The organism is Burkholderia sp. NRF60-BP8, from assembly GCF_001522585.2.
Taxonomy (GTDB): domain Bacteria; phylum Pseudomonadota; class Gammaproteobacteria; order Burkholderiales; family Burkholderiaceae; genus Burkholderia.
Genome location: NZ_CP013372.1, coordinates 1689700 through 1705911, shown reverse-complemented (window position 1 = coordinate 1705911; position 16212 = coordinate 1689700). Strand labels below are relative to the sequence as shown.

At 66.4% G+C, this 16212-nt stretch carries 15 protein-coding genes; 6 read left to right on the top strand and 9 right to left on the bottom strand.

Annotation, left to right across the window (positions count from 1 at the left end; genetic code table 11):
* Positions 1-19: 19 nt before the first annotated feature.
* Complete coding sequence (locus WS54_RS07985) at positions 20-1189, bottom strand: porin (protein WP_059783117.1); 1170 nt, start codon at positions 1187-1189, stop codon at positions 20-22.
* 430 nt (positions 1190-1619) lie between these two features.
* The gene (locus tag WS54_RS07980) at positions 1620-1925 is read right to left on the bottom strand and encodes a DUF4148 domain-containing protein (protein WP_059783119.1); all 306 of its coding nucleotides are present in this window, start codon (positions 1923-1925) and stop codon (positions 1620-1622) included.
* 287 nt (positions 1926-2212) lie between these two features.
* Between WS54_RS07980 and WS54_RS07975 the strand changes: the two genes are divergently transcribed.
* The 4 genes from WS54_RS07975 to WS54_RS07960 all read left to right on the top strand — a co-directional run bounded on the left by WS54_RS07975 (position 2213) and on the right by WS54_RS07960 (position 5599).
* The gene (locus WS54_RS07975; protein WP_236872702.1) at positions 2213-2407 is read left to right on the top strand and encodes a hypothetical protein; all 195 of its coding nucleotides are present in this window, start codon (positions 2213-2215) and stop codon (positions 2405-2407) included.
* Positions 2408-2768: 361 nt separating this feature from the next.
* Complete coding sequence (locus WS54_RS07970) at positions 2769-3446, top strand: response regulator transcription factor (RefSeq protein WP_034206160.1); 678 nt, start codon at positions 2769-2771, stop codon at positions 3444-3446.
* A 79-nt stretch (positions 3447-3525) separates the two neighbouring features.
* Positions 3526-4857 (top strand): HAMP domain-containing sensor histidine kinase, encoded by a 1332-nt coding sequence (locus tag WS54_RS07965; RefSeq protein ID WP_236872701.1) that lies wholly within the window; start codon positions 3526-3528, stop codon positions 4855-4857.
* A 58-nt stretch (positions 4858-4915) separates the two neighbouring features.
* Positions 4916-5599, top strand: a complete 684-nt coding sequence (locus tag WS54_RS07960) for a response regulator transcription factor (protein WP_059784963.1) — start codon at positions 4916-4918, stop codon at positions 5597-5599.
* 68 nt (positions 5600-5667) lie between these two features.
* Here WS54_RS07960 and WS54_RS33950 read toward each other — a convergent pair whose 3' ends face one another.
* Together WS54_RS33950 and WS54_RS07955 are read right to left on the bottom strand one after the other, a co-directional pair.
* The gene (locus WS54_RS33950; RefSeq protein WP_179950160.1) at positions 5668-5823 is read right to left on the bottom strand and encodes a hypothetical protein; all 156 of its coding nucleotides are present in this window, start codon (positions 5821-5823) and stop codon (positions 5668-5670) included.
* A gap of 66 nt (positions 5824-5889) precedes the next feature.
* Complete coding sequence (locus WS54_RS07955) at positions 5890-6162, bottom strand: DUF4148 domain-containing protein (RefSeq protein WP_059783125.1); 273 nt, start codon at positions 6160-6162, stop codon at positions 5890-5892.
* A gap of 330 nt (positions 6163-6492) precedes the next feature.
* Between WS54_RS07955 and WS54_RS07950 the strand changes: the two genes are divergently transcribed.
* Positions 6493-7668 (top strand): porin, encoded by a 1176-nt coding sequence (locus tag WS54_RS07950; protein WP_059784967.1) that lies wholly within the window; start codon positions 6493-6495, stop codon positions 7666-7668.
* Between the two features lie 86 nt (positions 7669-7754).
* Here the strand turns inward: WS54_RS07950 and WS54_RS07945 are convergent, their stop codons facing one another.
* From WS54_RS07945 to WS54_RS07925, 5 genes are all read right to left on the bottom strand, one after another.
* Positions 7755-9221: an efflux transporter outer membrane subunit gene (locus WS54_RS07945; protein WP_059783128.1), complete on the bottom strand. Its 1467-nt coding sequence runs from the start codon at positions 9219-9221 to the stop codon at positions 7755-7757.
* Complete coding sequence (locus WS54_RS07940; RefSeq protein ID WP_059783130.1) at positions 9214-10419, bottom strand: efflux RND transporter periplasmic adaptor subunit; 1206 nt, start codon at positions 10417-10419, stop codon at positions 9214-9216. Before WS54_RS07940 ends, WS54_RS07945 begins: the two co-directional genes overlap by 8 nt.
* The gene (locus WS54_RS07935; protein ID WP_059783133.1) at positions 10409-13663 is read right to left on the bottom strand and encodes an efflux RND transporter permease subunit; all 3255 of its coding nucleotides are present in this window, start codon (positions 13661-13663) and stop codon (positions 10409-10411) included. The genes WS54_RS07940 and WS54_RS07935 overlap by 11 nt, the downstream gene beginning before the upstream one ends.
* 154 nt (positions 13664-13817) lie before the next feature.
* Positions 13818-14492: a response regulator transcription factor gene (locus WS54_RS07930; protein WP_059783136.1), complete on the bottom strand. Its 675-nt coding sequence runs from the start codon at positions 14490-14492 to the stop codon at positions 13818-13820.
* Between the two features lie 20 nt (positions 14493-14512).
* Positions 14513-15436 carry a LysR family transcriptional regulator gene (locus WS54_RS07925; RefSeq protein WP_034204641.1) on the bottom strand — a complete coding sequence of 308 codons (924 nt, stop codon included), beginning with the start codon at positions 15434-15436 and terminating at the stop codon, positions 14513-14515.
* Positions 15437-15753: 317 nt separating this feature from the next.
* On the opposite strand from WS54_RS07925, the gene WS54_RS07920 reads away from it, so the two are divergent.
* A complete protein-coding gene (locus WS54_RS07920; RefSeq protein WP_059783138.1) occupies positions 15754-16128 on the top strand; it encodes a hypothetical protein in 375 nt (124 codons plus the stop codon).
* The last annotated feature ends 84 nt before the right edge of the window (positions 16129-16212 follow it).

The window sequence follows — 16212 nt, the reverse complement described above, 5'->3', positions numbered from 1 at the left end:
GGTGCGGGCGTATCGCGGGCTAGAAGCGATGCAACATGCCGATGCGATAAACCATCTGGTTCGGCCCGGACGACGCGCCAGCCGATGCGTCCACGATCTGTGCTTCGTCAAAGCCGGTGCCGGTACGAGCGCTGACGACATGCTGCCACGCACCTTGCAGATACAGCGAAGTGCGCTTGCTCAGGTCATAGTCGAGCATCATGCCGATCTGGTGCCACTTGGGGACATATTTCGTGTCGGACGTGTACAGATGCGCGATGGTGAACGTGTAGGACGCGCCCAGCCATAGGGCGTGAGTGAAGTAGTACTGAGCATTGAGTTCGAAGTTGTCGAATTTCCACGCATTCCACGTCGCGCCGTTCTGCAGGGTGGAATCGTCGATCCATGCATTGCCGGTGGGGTTGTAGACATCGACACGGGACCACGCGGCGCCGACGAGTACGTGGGTAAACTGGTAGGAAGCCGCCACGCCGACGTCCTGCTGCGACGACCCGTTGAAGAGATCGCCACCGTTGACCGCGCCACCCGCGGCGAGCCCCGGATTGTCGAGCTTCAGGTAGGACGCCGCCGCGGTCAGGTTGCCGCTCTGGTAGTTCAGCGTGGCGCCCCAGACGCGATTGTCCGAGAATCCGCCGGGCTGGTTGCTGAAGCCGTACATCGCTTCCGCCGTGAGTCCGCGGTATGTCGGAGTGACATATTTGACGGCATTGTCGACGCGGAAATCCCAGTCCGTATTGTCGTTGTCGAACGGGTGGGTAGCGATGTCGCCCGCCCAGTTGCCGGCCGCCGTGATACCGCCGAAGCCGAGCGCGTCGACGCTGGTGTCGTACTGGCGTCCGAGCGTGAGCGTGCCATACCGTGAAGACGACAGGCCCACGAACGCCTGGCGGCCGAACATGCTCGAGTCCTGACCGAGCTTGCCGCTGTTCACGTTGAAGCCGTTTTCGAGCTGAAAGATGGCCTTGTCGCCGCCGCCCAGGTCTTCACTGCCTTTCAAGCCCCATCGGCTGCCGAACGTGTCTCCGCTCGACATCTGCCATGCGCGATGGCCGCCTGCGTTGCTCGTGAAGTTGAGCCCTTCGTCTATCAGCCCGTACAGCGTGATGCTCTGCTGGGCATGCGCCGCACCGGCGAGCAGGAGTGCCGGCGCGAATGCGAACCAGCGCGGTTTCATAGATTGACGTTTCATTTCGTTGCTCTGATGGTGTGGTTGGGTAGTCGGCGCCGGATGGCACCGACGTCGATGTCGTCCCGAAATGCGATCTCGGCGGACGAAGCAGTGTAGGCAGAGGAAAAGCGGGCGCCGCAACGTTCATGGAAAGACTCTCTTTCAGTATTCGAAAGTCTCGTGCGGCGATGGACGTCGCGCGCAAAGATAGGGGTGCTTCGGAGTCATCTGACGTATCGCACGCTTTGCGATGTGTCGTTTTCTGTCGTTCGCCGGTTGACATGAAGATTTTATTCGCGTGACACGTCGACATATCGGAACGGAATGTCGGGGCAAAGCGCACGAGGACACGGTCGCGTGTGCCGTCGACGACCGAGTCACATCAATCCAAAAAAACGCGCGCGGCCGCGAGGCTCGCGCGCAAACTCGGAGAACGTGTGCCGCAGACGATTCAGTTGCCGTTCGACGCGACGGTATTGGCTGCACCGGCACAATCGTGCTGATACTTCTGCATCAGGCGCGCCTGTGCCGAATCGATGTCGTCCGGATAGCTGCTCTCGTCGCCGGACGACGGGTTGTAACCGACGGACTCCAGCTCGTTCAGTTCGTTGACGAGCTGCCGGTGAGAGACCGGGCCTTTCGTATGCACGAACGGATAGTCATGACATTGCGCCGACGTGAGCTTCGTCTCGGCATGCGCGGAGACGCTCAATGCGAGCATGGCGGCACAGACGACGTAACGGACGGGATGATTCATCTTCGGCTCCTGGATAGCGTTGGGTAGAGGCCGTACGGCAGGATGCCTGCGTCGGCCGCGAGACGAAGATTAGGCACGGCGGACTATCTAAACGGCAGCGCGATGATGAAAGATGTTTTAGGCAAGCGCGGTTCCGTCCATGCCTCGGCTGCCGCATGGGAATCTAAAGAATCCTTCATGTGCGTGTTTCCGGATGGTTAGGCGCCGCGGCGTATCGTCGAGCGACACTCGATCGATGCCGTGCGCCGCGCGGTACACACTGGGGTAATGCAATGAAATCGACGGTCATGACGACTGGACTGGTCGCGCTGATGTGTGCGTCGCTGCCGGCATTCGCGAAGGTGCAGGGAACCGGGCTCGCGATCGCCGACGTGACGCTCGCGCATGCGAAAGCCGAACGGACGGATCGCGCGATCGATGCCGCACGCGATCTCGCGTCGCATCGTGCGGACGGATCGGGCACACGATCTCGCCCGCGCTGATCGCGCGTTGCGGCGCTCGGTTCGCAGCCGGTCGCGCCGTCCGGTGCGCATGAATGGTCGCGGTACGGCATCGTGTCGCAAGGGCCCGCATGCCGCGTCGTTCCCGGTCTCCGTTGCGACGGCGCACCGGCCGGGATCGAAGACGGCCTGGACGCCATGCTGCCGGATATGAAACTTTCTTCACGAAGCCGATGTGCATCTTTTACGCGTGCACGCATAAGCTCTGCACGAGCGCGTTCGGTCGTCGGATATCGACGCGCATACGTCCCTTCGACGAAGACGAGAATCGTACATGGCATCATCCGCTTCCCCGGGCCACGAGCCCATCTCGCGTGACACGCTGGCCGAGGAGCGTACGGCCATCGCGCACGTCCTAACGATCGAGGACGACGAAATCACCGCGAACGAAATAGTCAGGGAGCTGGAGGGGCGCGGCTTTACGGTCGAATGGGTGGCGAACGGGCGCGATGGGATGGCGCGTGCGCTCGGCAACGAGTTCGACGTGATCACGCTCGACCGGATGCTGCCGGTCGTCGATGGCCTCACGATCCTGACCACGATGCGCAGCGTCGGCGTGCGCACACCCGTGCTGATGCTGAGCGCGCTCGGCGATGTCGACGAACGGGTGCGCGGGCTGCGCGCGGGGGGCGACGACTACCTGACCAAGCCGTTCGACCCCGAGGAAATGGCCGCGCGCCTGGAGGTGCTGCTGCGCCGGAGCCAGGCCGCGCCGGCTCCGTTCGACACGACGCTGGTCGTCGGCCCCCTCAAGCTCGACCTGATCTCGCGCAAGGCGTTCCGCGACGGCGAGGAAATCGTGCTGTTGCCGACCGAGTATCGCGTGCTCGAATACATGATGCGCAATGCCGGGCAAACCATTACGCGGACGATGTTGTTCGAGGCCGTATGGGGCTATCACTTCGATCCCGGCACGAACCTGATCGAAGTGCACATGGGCCGGTTGCGCAAGAAGATCGATCCCCCCGATGCGAAGCAGATGATCCAGACGGTACGCGGCGCGGGGTATCGCCTTGGCTGAGCCGGCTACCGCGGCGTGCGCCGCCCATCAGGTCCAGCCGGCACCCGCGCGACGCTGGTACTCGAGTACGTTTCGGCTGGTGTCGGTCTATGCCGTCACGTTCTCCGTGTCGGTCATGCTGCTGCTCGGTTTCATCGCATCGGTGATCACGCACGACATGGAGCGGGAAACCGACACGGTGATCGATTGGCAGATGATCTATTTCGATTCGATACGGGACGACCAGCTTGCTGCCGCGATCCTGCACCGGATCGAGCACGAGCGGATGCATACCAACTACTACGGGCTCTTTACCGCGGACGGCACGCATATTGCCGGCGACGTGCTGGCGTTGCCCGCCGGCCTGCAGCCGAACCGCAGCGGCGTGACGCTCGATCACACGATGCCGATCGCGGGAGACCAGGTGCCGCCGGTCGTCCGCACGATGGCGGAGCGGCGTGCAAACGGCGACGTGCTGGTGCTCGGACGCGACCTCACGCACATCCTGCGAATCCGCGCGGCGATCATCCAGGCGCTGGTCGGCGGCGGGCTGCTCTGTCTTGGCACGGGCGTCGTGGGCGGCCTGATGCTCAGCGTGCGGCAAATGCGGCGTCTGAAGGAAGTTCGGCACATCACCCAGTGCATTGCGCAGGGCGATCTCGGCCAGCGGCTGCCGGTGGGCGGACACGACGAGATCGATCTGCTGTCCCATCTCGTCAATCACATGCTCGAGGAGATCGAGCGGTTGATGAACGAGGTAAAGGGTGTCTGCGACGGCATCGCGCATGACTTGCGGACGCCGCTCGCACACGTGCACACGCTGCTCGCGCAGGCGGCGCAGCGCGCGGAGCGGTTCGACGATGCCGTGCTGGCGCGTCTCGTCTCGCGTGCACGCAACGAGACCGACGTGTTGCTCGATCGTTTCCGGGCGATGCTGCGTATCGCCGAAATCGGTTCGTTGCAGCGGCGCGGCGGATTTGCGGAGCTGTCGCTGGAGGATCTGGTGGTGGACATCGGGCAGTTGTTCGAACCGCTCGCGGACAGCCGCGCGATCCACTTCGTGCAGTCGGTCGAGCCGGTGGCGCGGATTCACGGCGATCGCGCGCTGTTGTTCGAGGCGCTGAGCAACCTGCTCGACAACGCGCTCAAGTACACGACGGCGGGCGATACAGTGCGCCTGGAACTTCACGACACGCCGTCCGGCCCGCGCATCGACGTGATCGACAACGGCCCGGGCATCGCAGCCGACGAACGCGACGCGGTGCTGCGGTATCGGTACCGCAGCCGCCGCACCGGGCATCTCGCCGGGGCCGGCCTCGGCCTGAGCATCGTGTCGACGGTCGTCAACGTGCACGATTTCACGCTGCGGATCGGCAATGCCGCGCCCGGCACGCGCGTGACGATCGAATGCTGGCCGAGGTCGCTGGGATGACGGCCGTCCGGACGACGCTGCACGCGATCGCATGTTGCAGCCGCGAGGCCGCCTGACGATGCGCATCCTGCTCGTGACTTCGCCGCATCCGGAAGCGTCGTGGCTGCACAAGGCGCTGCAGGAAAGCGGGCACAGCGTGCAGCGCGCCGACGATCCGCGCGACGGCCTGTTCCTCGCGTCGCAGGAGGCGTTCGACGCGATCGTCGCGACCGCGTTCGAGCCCGGCGGCGAGGCCGCGTTGCTCGGGATGCTGCCGCGTTTCGTTGCCGACGGCGGCGGCGCCGCGCTCGTGGTGCTGTTCGGCGAGGCGTCGGCGCGCGAACGCATCCATATGTTGCGCGCGGGCGCCGATGCGTGTTTCTGCGCACCGTATTCGTTCATCGAGCTGCACGAACGCCTGGAGGCGTTGCAGCGGCTGGCCGGGCCGCGCGATGCGGGTCGTTCGATCGCGGGTGCGTCCGCCGTCGGGACACTCGCGCGCGAGCTCAAGGACGGCAAGCTGCGCCTCGCCGTGACGCGCCGGGAATTCCTGTTGCTCGAATGCCTGATGCGCCATCCGAACGCGCCGGTGCCGCGCGACCAATTGATCCGCTATGTATGGCAGGACAAGGAGGATGTCGATCCGTCGAGCGTCAATCTCGTGGTGTCGCGACTACGCCGTAAGCTCGCGCGGCATCTGCCCGACGTCCGCATCGATACGGTGAGCCGCTATGGCTACCAGGTGACGCTGCCGGACGCATGAGCGCGCGGTGTCGGCCGCGCGACCGACGCGACGGGCGCTCTGCCGGCGGCAGCGCGCCCGTCGTGCGTTTACGAGCCGAAGAAGGGCACGCAGAAGTCGGGCGGGCCGACACAATTGCCGGGGCCGTCGGGCTGCGCGGCGGCACAGGCGGACAACATGACGCCGGCGGCAAGCGCGACGAGCGTGAGACGGGCGGAACGGGCGAGCAGAGAAAGCAGCTTCATGGATGGCGAGCCATTCGGGGGCAGCCGGCGTGCGCCGGGCAGCGCCCGGCCGCACGGTCGCACCCGTCAATGCGCATAGAGCGTGGAGTTCAGGTACTTGAGCTGCCCGTCCTGTTCGGCCTGCACGAGCTCGGCATGGACTTCGGCGCGGGTCTTCTCGTGGATCGGCTGGCCGTAGGGCGGCACCCACTGGCCGGCGGCCTGAGTGCCGGGCGCGCCGTCCTTGGTGGCGGCCGGCGACATCGGGATCGGCTGGCTGCCGGTCAGGGCAAACGCGGGAACGGACAGCGTGCCGATTGCCGCAAGCATGGCGGCGGCGACGATGCTGGTGGTTTTCATGTTTGGAGTCCTCATGATGATCGACTGGGCATCTCCCCGCGGCGCGGCGTGTCGATATCGGCATCGCGCCGGGGTTGAGGACGAGCATAGAGGAGGGGCGTTAACGGATCGGCATACGCAACGTGAAAAGAAATTCATGCACCGGCGCGCATTCGCGGGGACGTGAAACCGGGATGTCGTCAAGATGAAGCAGGTTTCATTTTTCGGGCCGTTTCGATAACGGCGCTGTCATGCCCGCTGCCTAAATTGGGCGCCATCGCATCGCGCACGAGCGGCCATGTCGCGCGGGCCGGCGATGCGAGCAGACCGATCCACTCCAACGAAACCATCATGAAGAAATATCTGGCAATTCCGGCAGCCGTCGCGTGCCTGCTGGCGAGTTCGGCGCATGCGCAGAGCAGCGTGACGCTGTACGGCACGATCGACGCGGGCCTGGACTACATCAGCAACCAGAAATCGGCCGCAGGCGCGGGGCCCGTCTACGGCCTGCAGAGCGGCAACGTCAGCACGTCGCGCTGGGGGCTGCGCGGCAACGAGGATCTCGGCGGCGGCCTGGCCGCCGTGTTCACGCTCGAGAACGGCTTCAACGTCGCGAACGGCAAGCTCGGCAACGGCGGCGACGAGTTCGGCCGCCAGGCGTGGGTCGGCCTCGCGAGCCGCCGGTGGGGCACGGTCACGCTCGGCCGCCAATACGATTTCCTGGTCGACTTCGTCGCGCCGCTGTCGGCGACGGGGTCGGGATTCGGCGGCAACCTCGCCGATCATCCGTACGACAACGACAACCTCGCCAACGACACGCGGATGAACAACGCGGTGAAGTTCCGCAGTGCGAACTACGGCGGCTTCACGTTCGGCGGCGCGTACGGCTTCAGCAATCAGGGCGGCGGGTTCAGCAACGACAACGCATACAGCGTCGGCGCGCAGTATGCGAACGGCCCGGTCGACCTCGCCGTCGCGTACCTGCAGTCGAACCAGCCGGGCGGCGTGAACGCGCCGCAGAACACCGGCGGCTCGTTGAGCAGTTCGGATGGCGACGCGATGCTGGCCGGCGGCCGCTGGCGCACGTTCGGCGCCGGCGCGCACTATGCGTTCGACCATGCGTCGATCGGCCTGGTCTACACCAGAACGATCCTGAACGACCCGCGCGAGCTGTCGCAGGGCGGCGCATACGGCCATGTGAACGGCCAGTTGCTGACCTTCAGCAACTACGAACTGAACGGACGCTACTTCGTCACGCCGGCTTTCTCGCTGGGCGGCGCCTATACGTTCACGCAGGGCCGTTTCGACGATGCGGGCCGCAGCATCGCGCCGAAGTGGAACCAGTTCATGCTGCAGGCCGACTATGCGCTGTCGCGCCGCACCGACCTCTATCTGGAAGGCGTGTACCAGCGCGTGACAGGCGCCGACGGCGTCGCGGTGCTCGGCAACGCGGGGATCTTCAACCTGGCAGCATCAGGCAACGATCGTCAGGCCGTGGTCGCAGCCGGCATCCGCCACAAGTTCTGAGCCGCCAGTCCGGCGTAAAAAAACGGCACCCGTCATCGCGACGGGTGCCTTGAAATGCGACACGCGTCGTCCATGTCGCGAAGGATTCAGTTCGTTGAACGAGCCGGCAGCGCGGCCGGTGCTTGCGTATCGGCCGCGGCTTCATCTGCCGACCACCCGCCGCCCAGCGCGGCGATCAACCCTACCGCCGCCAGTTGCCGGCGCGTGTTCAGCTCCAGCATCGCGACCTTCGTATCCAGCTCGGTGGCCTGCGCCGTCACCACGTCGAGATAGCTGACGACGCCGTCCCGATAGCGCGACATCGACAGCTGCAACGTGCGTTCGGCCGCGTCGAGCGCTTCCTGCTCGCGATCGGCTTCGTCGCCGAGGTGGTGCGTGAGTGCGAGGTTGTCTTCCACCTGCCGGCATGCGTCGAGTACCACCGCGCGGTATTTCGCGCCGTTCTCGGCCAACTGCGCGCGCGCCTGGTCGGTGAGCGCCTGGCGCCGGCCGCCATCGAACAGCGTCAGCGCGAGGCTGGGCCCGATCGACCAGATCTCGTTCGGCGCGCTGAGCCAGTGACCGAGGCCCGAGCTCTGATAGCCGCCGACCAGCCCGAGCGTGATGTCGGGGAAGAACGCCGCGCGCACCACGCCGATCTTCGCGTTGGCGGCGGCCATGCGCCGCTCGGCGGCCGCCACGTCGGGACGCCGCTGCAGCAGCGTTGCGGGAATGCCGGGCGGGATCGTCGGCAGATATGCCGCATTCAGATCCGGCGTCAGCGAGAACGACGACGCCGGCACACCCGCGAGCGTCGCGATCGAGTGCTCGTAGAGCGCGCGCCGCGCCCGGACGTCCTCGGCCGACGCGCGGGCCGCATCGAGCTGCGTTCGCGCGCGCGAGACGTCGAGGTCGGACGCGATGCCGCCCGCGTGCCGGCTCATCGTCAGGCGCAGCGCGCGCCGGTAGGTGTCGATCGTGTCGGTCAGCAGCCGTTGCTGCTGATCGAGCCCGCGCAGGCTGAAGTACGCGCTTGCGAGGCTCGCCTGCAGACTCAGCCGCACCGACGCGAGATCGTCGGCGCTGGCCTGGGCGTCGGCTCGCCCGGCCGCGACCTCGTTGCGGACTTTCCCCCACAAGTCGAGGTCGTAGTCGAAGCCGGCGTCGAGCGTGTCGGCGCCATAGACGTTCGGCTGGTTCGAGCCGCGCAGCGGCCGCGTGGCCGACTGACGGTTGCTCGAGACCTGCGCGCCGAGGCCGATGGTCGGGAACAGCCCCGAGCGCGCCTGATCGAACAGCGCGGCCGCTTCGTCGTGGCGGGCCACGGCCGCGGCCACGTCCGGGTTGGCCACGCTCACCTGTGCTTCGAGCCGGTCGAGCACGGGATCGCGGAACGCCTTCCACCAGCCGTCGCGCGCGATGCGGTCGGCCGGCTGCGCGGCCTGCCAGCCGTCCGCTTCCTTGAAGCTGGCCGGCAGCGCCGTCCGCGGCGCGTGATAGGCGGGCGCGAACGAGCACGCGGACAAGAACGCGACGCCGGCGAGCAGCGCGCAGAGCCGAAGCCGGTTAGCCATGCGAGCGCTCCGTGTCGCGCGCGGCCGACGCGACGGTGCGGGCCGGCGCCGCGAGCCTGACCGGATCGCCGGCCGCGAGCGAGTCGGGCGGGTTGTCGATCACGCGATCGTCCGGCGCGAGGCCGGTCGCGATCTGCACGTGCGTACCGAGGTCGGTCGCGATCGTCACGGGTTTGAATACCGCGCGATTGTCCTTGCCGACCACGGCGACCTGCAGGCCGGCCTGCCGGAAGATCAACGAGCTGGCCGGAATCGTCAACGCTTGGGCGCTGCCGGCCGGCAGCGCGAAATGCACTTCGGTGTATTCGCCGGGAATCAGCTTGCCTGCAGGGTTGTCGACCATCAACTGCACGAGCAGCGTGCCGGTCGAATCGGCGATCGAGTCGTCGGTGTCGGCGAGCGTCGCACGGAAGGTCTCGCCCGGATGCTCCGGCACGGTCAACGTGGCCGTCATGCCGGGACGGATCGCGGCGGCCTCGTTCTGCGGCACGCTCACGTAGACGCGCATGCGGTGGACGTCGGACACGGCGAACAGCTCCGGGCCGGCGCCGCCGCCGGCCGAGATCAACTGGCCGATGTCGGTCTTGCGCGCGGTGACGACGCCGTCGAACGGCGCGACGATACGCTTGAACGCCTCGAGCGCGTCGAGGCGTCGCACGTTGGCCTCGTTGGCGGCGACGATCGCCTGCTTGGCCGCGAGGTCGCTGGTCTTTTCGTCGGTTTCCTGCTGCGACACCGAATCCTGCGCGAGCATCCTGGTCCAGCGCGCGGCCGTGGACGCGGCAAGCTTCTCGTTGGCGAGCGCGCTCTGCAGGTCGGCGCGCGCCTGCTGCAGTTGCTGGTCGAGTTCGGGCGTATCGATCAGCCCGAGCAACTGCCCCGACTTCACGTGCGCGCCGATATCGGCGTACCACGCATGCAGGTAGCCCGACACCTGCGCGTGGATCGGCGCGCGCTCGAACGCGGACAGGTGGCCGGGCAGCACGAGCGTTGCGCCGTCGCCGCCGGTCGACGGCGTGTACGCGACCACGGTCGGCACCGCTTGTTCGGCGGACCACCGGGTCATTTCCCGTTTCGCGTGCGCGCGGCCGACGATGCCGGTCGCCACGATGCCGACCGCGATCAGCGCGGTGAGCGTGGCGACGAGCTTGAGGTTGGGCAGCCGTTTCGGCGACTTGATATCGATCTCAGTGGACATGGGAAGCTCCGGACGCGGAAGGGGAGGAAGCGCGGGACGCGTCGTGCTTCAGCGCGTCGCGCCGATGCACGAGGCTGAACACGACGGGAACGAAGAACAGCGTCGCGATCGTCGCGCACGCGAGGCCGCCGATCACGGCGCGGCCGAGCGGCGCGTTCTGCTCGCCGCCGTCGCCGAGACCGAGCGCCATCGGCGCCATGCCGATGATCATCGCGAGCGCGGTCATCAGCACCGGGCGGAAACGCGTGAAACCGGCTTCGAGCGCGGAGGCCAGCGCGTTGCCCGTTTCCGCCAGGCGCTCGCGCGCGAAACTGACGACGAGGATCGAGTTGGCGGTGGCCACGCCCATGCACAGGATCGCGCCGGTCAGCGCCGGCACCGACAGCGGCGTATGCGTGGTGAACAGCATCCAGACGATGCCGGCCAGCGCCGCCGGCAGTGCCGAGACGATCACGAATGCGTCGGCCCACGAGTGGAAGTTCACGACGATCAGCAGGTAGATCAGCACGATCGCGCCCACGAGGCCGAGCAGCAGGCCGGCGAATGCGCCGTTCATGGTCTGCACCTGGCCGCGCAGCGTGACGGTCGAGCCCTTGGGCACGTCCTTCGCGGTGGCCTTGACGATATCGTCGATGTCGGCCGCGACCGCGCCGAGGTCGCGCCCCTGGGTGGTCGCGTAGATGTCGAACAGCGGTTCGATGTTGTAGTGCGACACCACCGCGTTACCGACCCCCCGCGTGATCGTGGCCAGGCCGCCCAGCAGCTGGGACTGGCCGTTCGCGCCGGTGACCGGCAGGTTCCGCAGCGCCGACAGCGTGGTCATCCTGTACTGCGGCGTTTGCGCGACGATCGGATAGGACACGCCGTTGCGCGGGTTGAGCCAGTAGGTCGGGTCGACCTGGCTCGTGCCGGCGAGCGTCGCGACCACCGAGTTCGTCACGTCCTGCTCGGTGATGCCGAGCTGGTCGGCGCGCGTGCGGTCGACCGTCACCGTGAACTGCGGATAGGTGCTGGCCTGCTGGATGCGCGGGTCGGCGACCCCCGCGATCAGGCGCAGCTTGCGGTACAGCTCGCGCGCATAAGCGAGGTTGGCCTGCTGGTCGGGGCCGGCCACCTGCAGGTCGACCGGGGCCGGTGCGCCGAAGTTGAGGATCTGGCTGACGATGTCGGCGGGCAGGAACGAGAACGTGGTGCCCGGATAGGCGCGCGGCAGGCGTTCGCGCAGCGTGTGCACGTAGTCGGCGGTCGGCGCGTGATCGCGCGACAGCGAGATCAGGATGTCGCCGTCCTGCGGCCCGAGCGTGCCGCTGTTGTTGTAGGTCAGGTTGATCCCGCTGTTCGGCAAGCCGATGTTGTCGATCACTTCGCGCAATTGCGCGGGAGGAATCACGCCGCGAATCGTGTTTTCGATGCGGTCGAGCTCGGCGGCGGTTTCCTCGACACGCGTGCCGACCGGCGCGCGCACGTGCAGCGCGATCTCGCCGGAATCGATGGTCGGGAAGAAATTGCGGCCAAGCGACGGGGCGAGCAGGAAGGACGCGGCCACGATGCAGAGGAAGGCGACGACGAACGGCTTGCGGCGCGTGAGCGCGAGGCCCAGCAGGATCCGGTACGACGCGCGCACGGACTCGAAGCGGCGCTCGAACGCACGCTGGAACCGCACCAGCGGATTGCGCGACGGCGGGACGTCGTGCGCGCCAGGGTGACCCGCGTGCGGGTCCATCACCGCGGCCAGTTCGCCCGATGCGTGACCGGCCGACGCATGCGGCTTGAGCAGATATTGCGCGAGCATCGGCACGAAGGTGCGCGACAGCACGAACGACGACACCATCGAGAAGATCACCGCCTTGGCCATCGGCACGAACAGAAAGCGCGAGATGCCGTCGAGCATCAGCATCGGCACGAACACGATGCAGATGCACATCAGCGAGACGAGCGCCGGCATCACGATCTGTTTCGCGCCGTCGACGATCGCGGTGCGCGTGTCCTTGCCCTGTTCGAGGTGCCAGTTCACGTTCTCGATCGTCACCGTCGCATCGTCGACGAGGATCCCGACCGCGAGCGCGAGGCCGCCGAGCGTCATCACGTTCAGCGTTTCGCCGGTGGCCGCGAGCAGCGCGATCGCCGAGAGCACGGCCAGCGGGATCGACGCGGCGATGATCAGCGTCGAGCGCCACGAGCCGAGGAACAGCAGGATCATCAGCGAGGTCAGCGCGGCCGCGATGATGCCTTCGCGCGCCACGCCGCTGACGGCGCCGTTCACGAAGGTCGACTGGTCGCCCATCGTGACGAGCTTCAGGCCCGGCGGCAGCGTCTGCTCGACCAGCGGCAGCTTCGCCTTCACGCCCGCGATGATGTCGAGCGTCGATGCCGAACCGTTCTTCAGGATGCTCATCAATACCGCGCGGTGGCCGTCCACGCGCACGATGTTGCCCTGCGGCGGGTAGCCGTCGCGCACGTGGGCGACGTCGCGGATGTAAATCGTCGTGCCGCCGACCGACTTGATCGGCAGGTCGTTCAACGCGTCGAGCGCGAGCGGGCTGTTGTTGAGCTTGATGTTGTATTCGAAGCGGCCGATCTTCTGCGTGCCGGCCGGGATGATCTGATTCTGCTGCGCGAGCGCGTGCGCGACGTCCTGCGCCGACAGCCCTTTCGATTGCAGCGCCTGCGGGTCGAGGTCGATCTGGACTTCGCGCGTCTTGCCGCCGTACGGCGTCGGAATCGCGACGCCCGGCACCGACAGCAGCTGCGGCCGAATGAAGTTGACCGCGTAATCGCCCAGCTTCTGTTCGTCGAGCGTGTCGCTGGTCAGTGCGATCTGCAGCACGGGCACGGTCGACGCGTTGTAGTTGAGGATCTGCGGCGGCGTGGTGCCGGGCGGCATCTGCTTGAGCACCGTCTGCGAGATCGAGGTGACCTGCGCGGTCGCGGTGCGGATATCGACGGTCGGCTGGAAGAAGATCTTCACGATGCCGTAGCCGCGAAACGATTGCGACTCGATATGCTGGACGTCGTTGACCGTCGTGCCGAGCGTGCGCTCGTAGTAGGTGATCACGCGCCCGGACATGTCGTCCGGCTGCAGTCCGGCGTAGTTCCAGACGACGCTGATCACCGGGATGCGGATGTCCGGGAAGATGTCGATCGGCGTTCGGACTGCGGCGAGCGGGCCCGCGATCAGGATCAGCAGCGCCAGTACGACGAACGTATAGGGCCGCGTGAGCGCGAGCCGGACAATTTTCAGCATGAGGTGCTGCTCCGTTCAAGATCGTCGTGAAGATGAGCCGGGTGTGCGCGTCTTCGGGAAAACACCGATGCGCATCCGACGACCGCATTCTGCGGAGCAGCCCCTAACAACGGGTCGCAAAAAAGATGAAACAAGTTTTAAGTAGCGGGCGGCGTCAACCGAGCATGTAGCCCGAGCCCCGGATCGTGCGGATCAGGGGCGCCGCGCCCGGCCGGTTCACCTTCTTGCGCAGGCGGCCGATGTGCACGTCGATCAGGTTCGTACCGGGATCGAAGCGGCAGCCCCACACGGCCTCGAAGATCATCGTGCGCGTGAGCACGCGGCCGGCGTTGCGCATCATGAATTCGAGCACGCGGGATTCGGTCGGCAGCAGCGCGAGCTCGCGCGCGCCCAGCGTGGCGCGTCGCCGCACCAGGTCGAGCGCCAGCTCGCCGGCGCGCAGCACCGTCTCGACGTGCGTGCCGCGCGGCCGCCGGCGAATCAGCACGTCGATGCGTGCGCACATTTCTTCGAGCGAGAACGGCTTGACGAGGTAGTCGTCGCCGCCTGCGCGCAGCCCCTGGATACGCTGGTCGACGTCGGCCAGCGAACTCATCACGAGTACCGGCGTATCGAGGCCGACGCCGCGCATCGTCGCGAGGATCGTCAGCCCGTCGAGGTCGGGCAGCATGCGATCGAGCGTGACGACGTCGTAGTTCGCGCTCATCGCGCGGGCCATGCCGTCGCGGCCGGTGCGCGCGATGTCGATCCGGTGGCCTTCGGCACGCAGCGTGTGCGCGATGTGATCCGCGATCAGCGGATCGTCTTCGATCGTCAGGATGTGGGCCATGGCGTACGCGATCGGCGGAATCAGGCCGCGGCAAGCTGCATGGCCATGCGCTCGGGCGTGCGATAGTGATCGACCACGTAGTCGATGAAGCTGCGCACTTTCGTGGACAGGTAATTGCGGCTCGGGTAGAGGATCGATACGCAGCGCGGCCCGCCGTTCACGTCGTAGCGTTCGAGAACCGGCACCAGGGTGCCGCGCGCGAGATCGTCGGCAACGAGCGGATGCGGCAATTGCGCGATGCCCATGTGATTGAGCGCCGCGATCCGCACCATCGTGTTGCTGGTCGACGCCAGCGCATTGCCGGTATCGATGCGAGCGCACCCGTCGACGTCCGAGAACGCCCAATTGCGCGCGGCGCCGTTCGACACGGTCAGCAGGCAGTGCGTATTCAGTTCGACCGGCTCGACCGGCGTGCCGTGGCGCGCGAGGTAGTCGGGAGACGCGACGATCACGTCGCGAACGTTCGTCAACGTGCGCGACACGAAGGTCGAGTTGACGAGGCGGTGATCGTCGCAGAAGCACACGTCGTAGCCGCCTTCCACCATGTCGACCTGGATATCGAAGGTCGTCACGTCGAATCGCACGCGCGGATGCGCGACGCGATACGTGGACAGCAGCGCGCCAAGCCCGGCCGCAACCGAGGTTGCCGACGCGGCGATGCGCAGCGTACCGTGCGGGTCGCGATTGACCTGCGCGAGATTCGATTCGATCTCGTCGAGCTTCTCGATGATCGCGCGGCAGCCGTCGAGATATTCGCGGCCCGTCTCGGTGAGCGACAGGCTGCGCGTGGTCCGATTCAACAGGCGCATGTTCAGATGTGCCTCGAGCATGCCGACGCTGCGCGTGACCGCGGCGGCCGACATGCCGAGCTGACGCGCGGCGAGGCTGAAGCTCGATAATTCGACCACACGCGTGAAGACACGCATCGCTTGCAGTTGGTTCATGATCGGCGAGGAATGGATGTGCCGGAAATACGGGGGCGCGTCCGTCTTCGGCGGGCTACGTCGACGCATCGCGCGGCGCCTGCCGGGGCGGGCAGCGAATTCATTATGGAAGGCACGCGGATGCGGGACGCTAAAAAAACAGTGCTGGCCGGATGAAATTTCGTTTAGAAAGCGGCGGAGCCTCGACAGACGATCGCGCGGCGCGTTTTCTGAAAAATTTCTAAAAAAAGATTCATGCGCGGATCACGAATCTTCAGGCGGCAGACGTGTACCGAGATCGATAATGGGTTCCCGTAACCGTGGCAAGGACGACAGAAATGGCACAACCGTTGAGCATCAAGATGATCGAAGAGCGCGGCAAGCCCGTCGTGTTGATGTCGATCGAACGGGGCGCGGCGGTGCTCGATCCGGAAGACGTGGACGCAGTCATCCAGTACCTGAGCCTGTTGCGCGCGTCGATGCAGCCTGCGGTGCCGGAACGTCCGCCGCACGCGCAGCAATTCGTGACGGAGATGGATCCTTGCTGGTATGCCGAGCGCCATCCGCTGGAGGGCGGCGTGGTGCTGTTGCTGCGTCATAGCGGGCTTGGCTGGGCCAGCTTCGCACTCCCGCCGCGCAGCCTCGAGCGGTTGCAGGGTTCGCTGACGCAGCTGCTCGAGGACGAGCAGCAAGCGATCGGCCTGCCTCACTGAATGTGCGTCGCGAACGCGCGGGCATTCGGCGCCGTCGCCAGGGATCGGTTCGGCAGCGGCCCGTGCGTGAACGCCGTCGTCCGC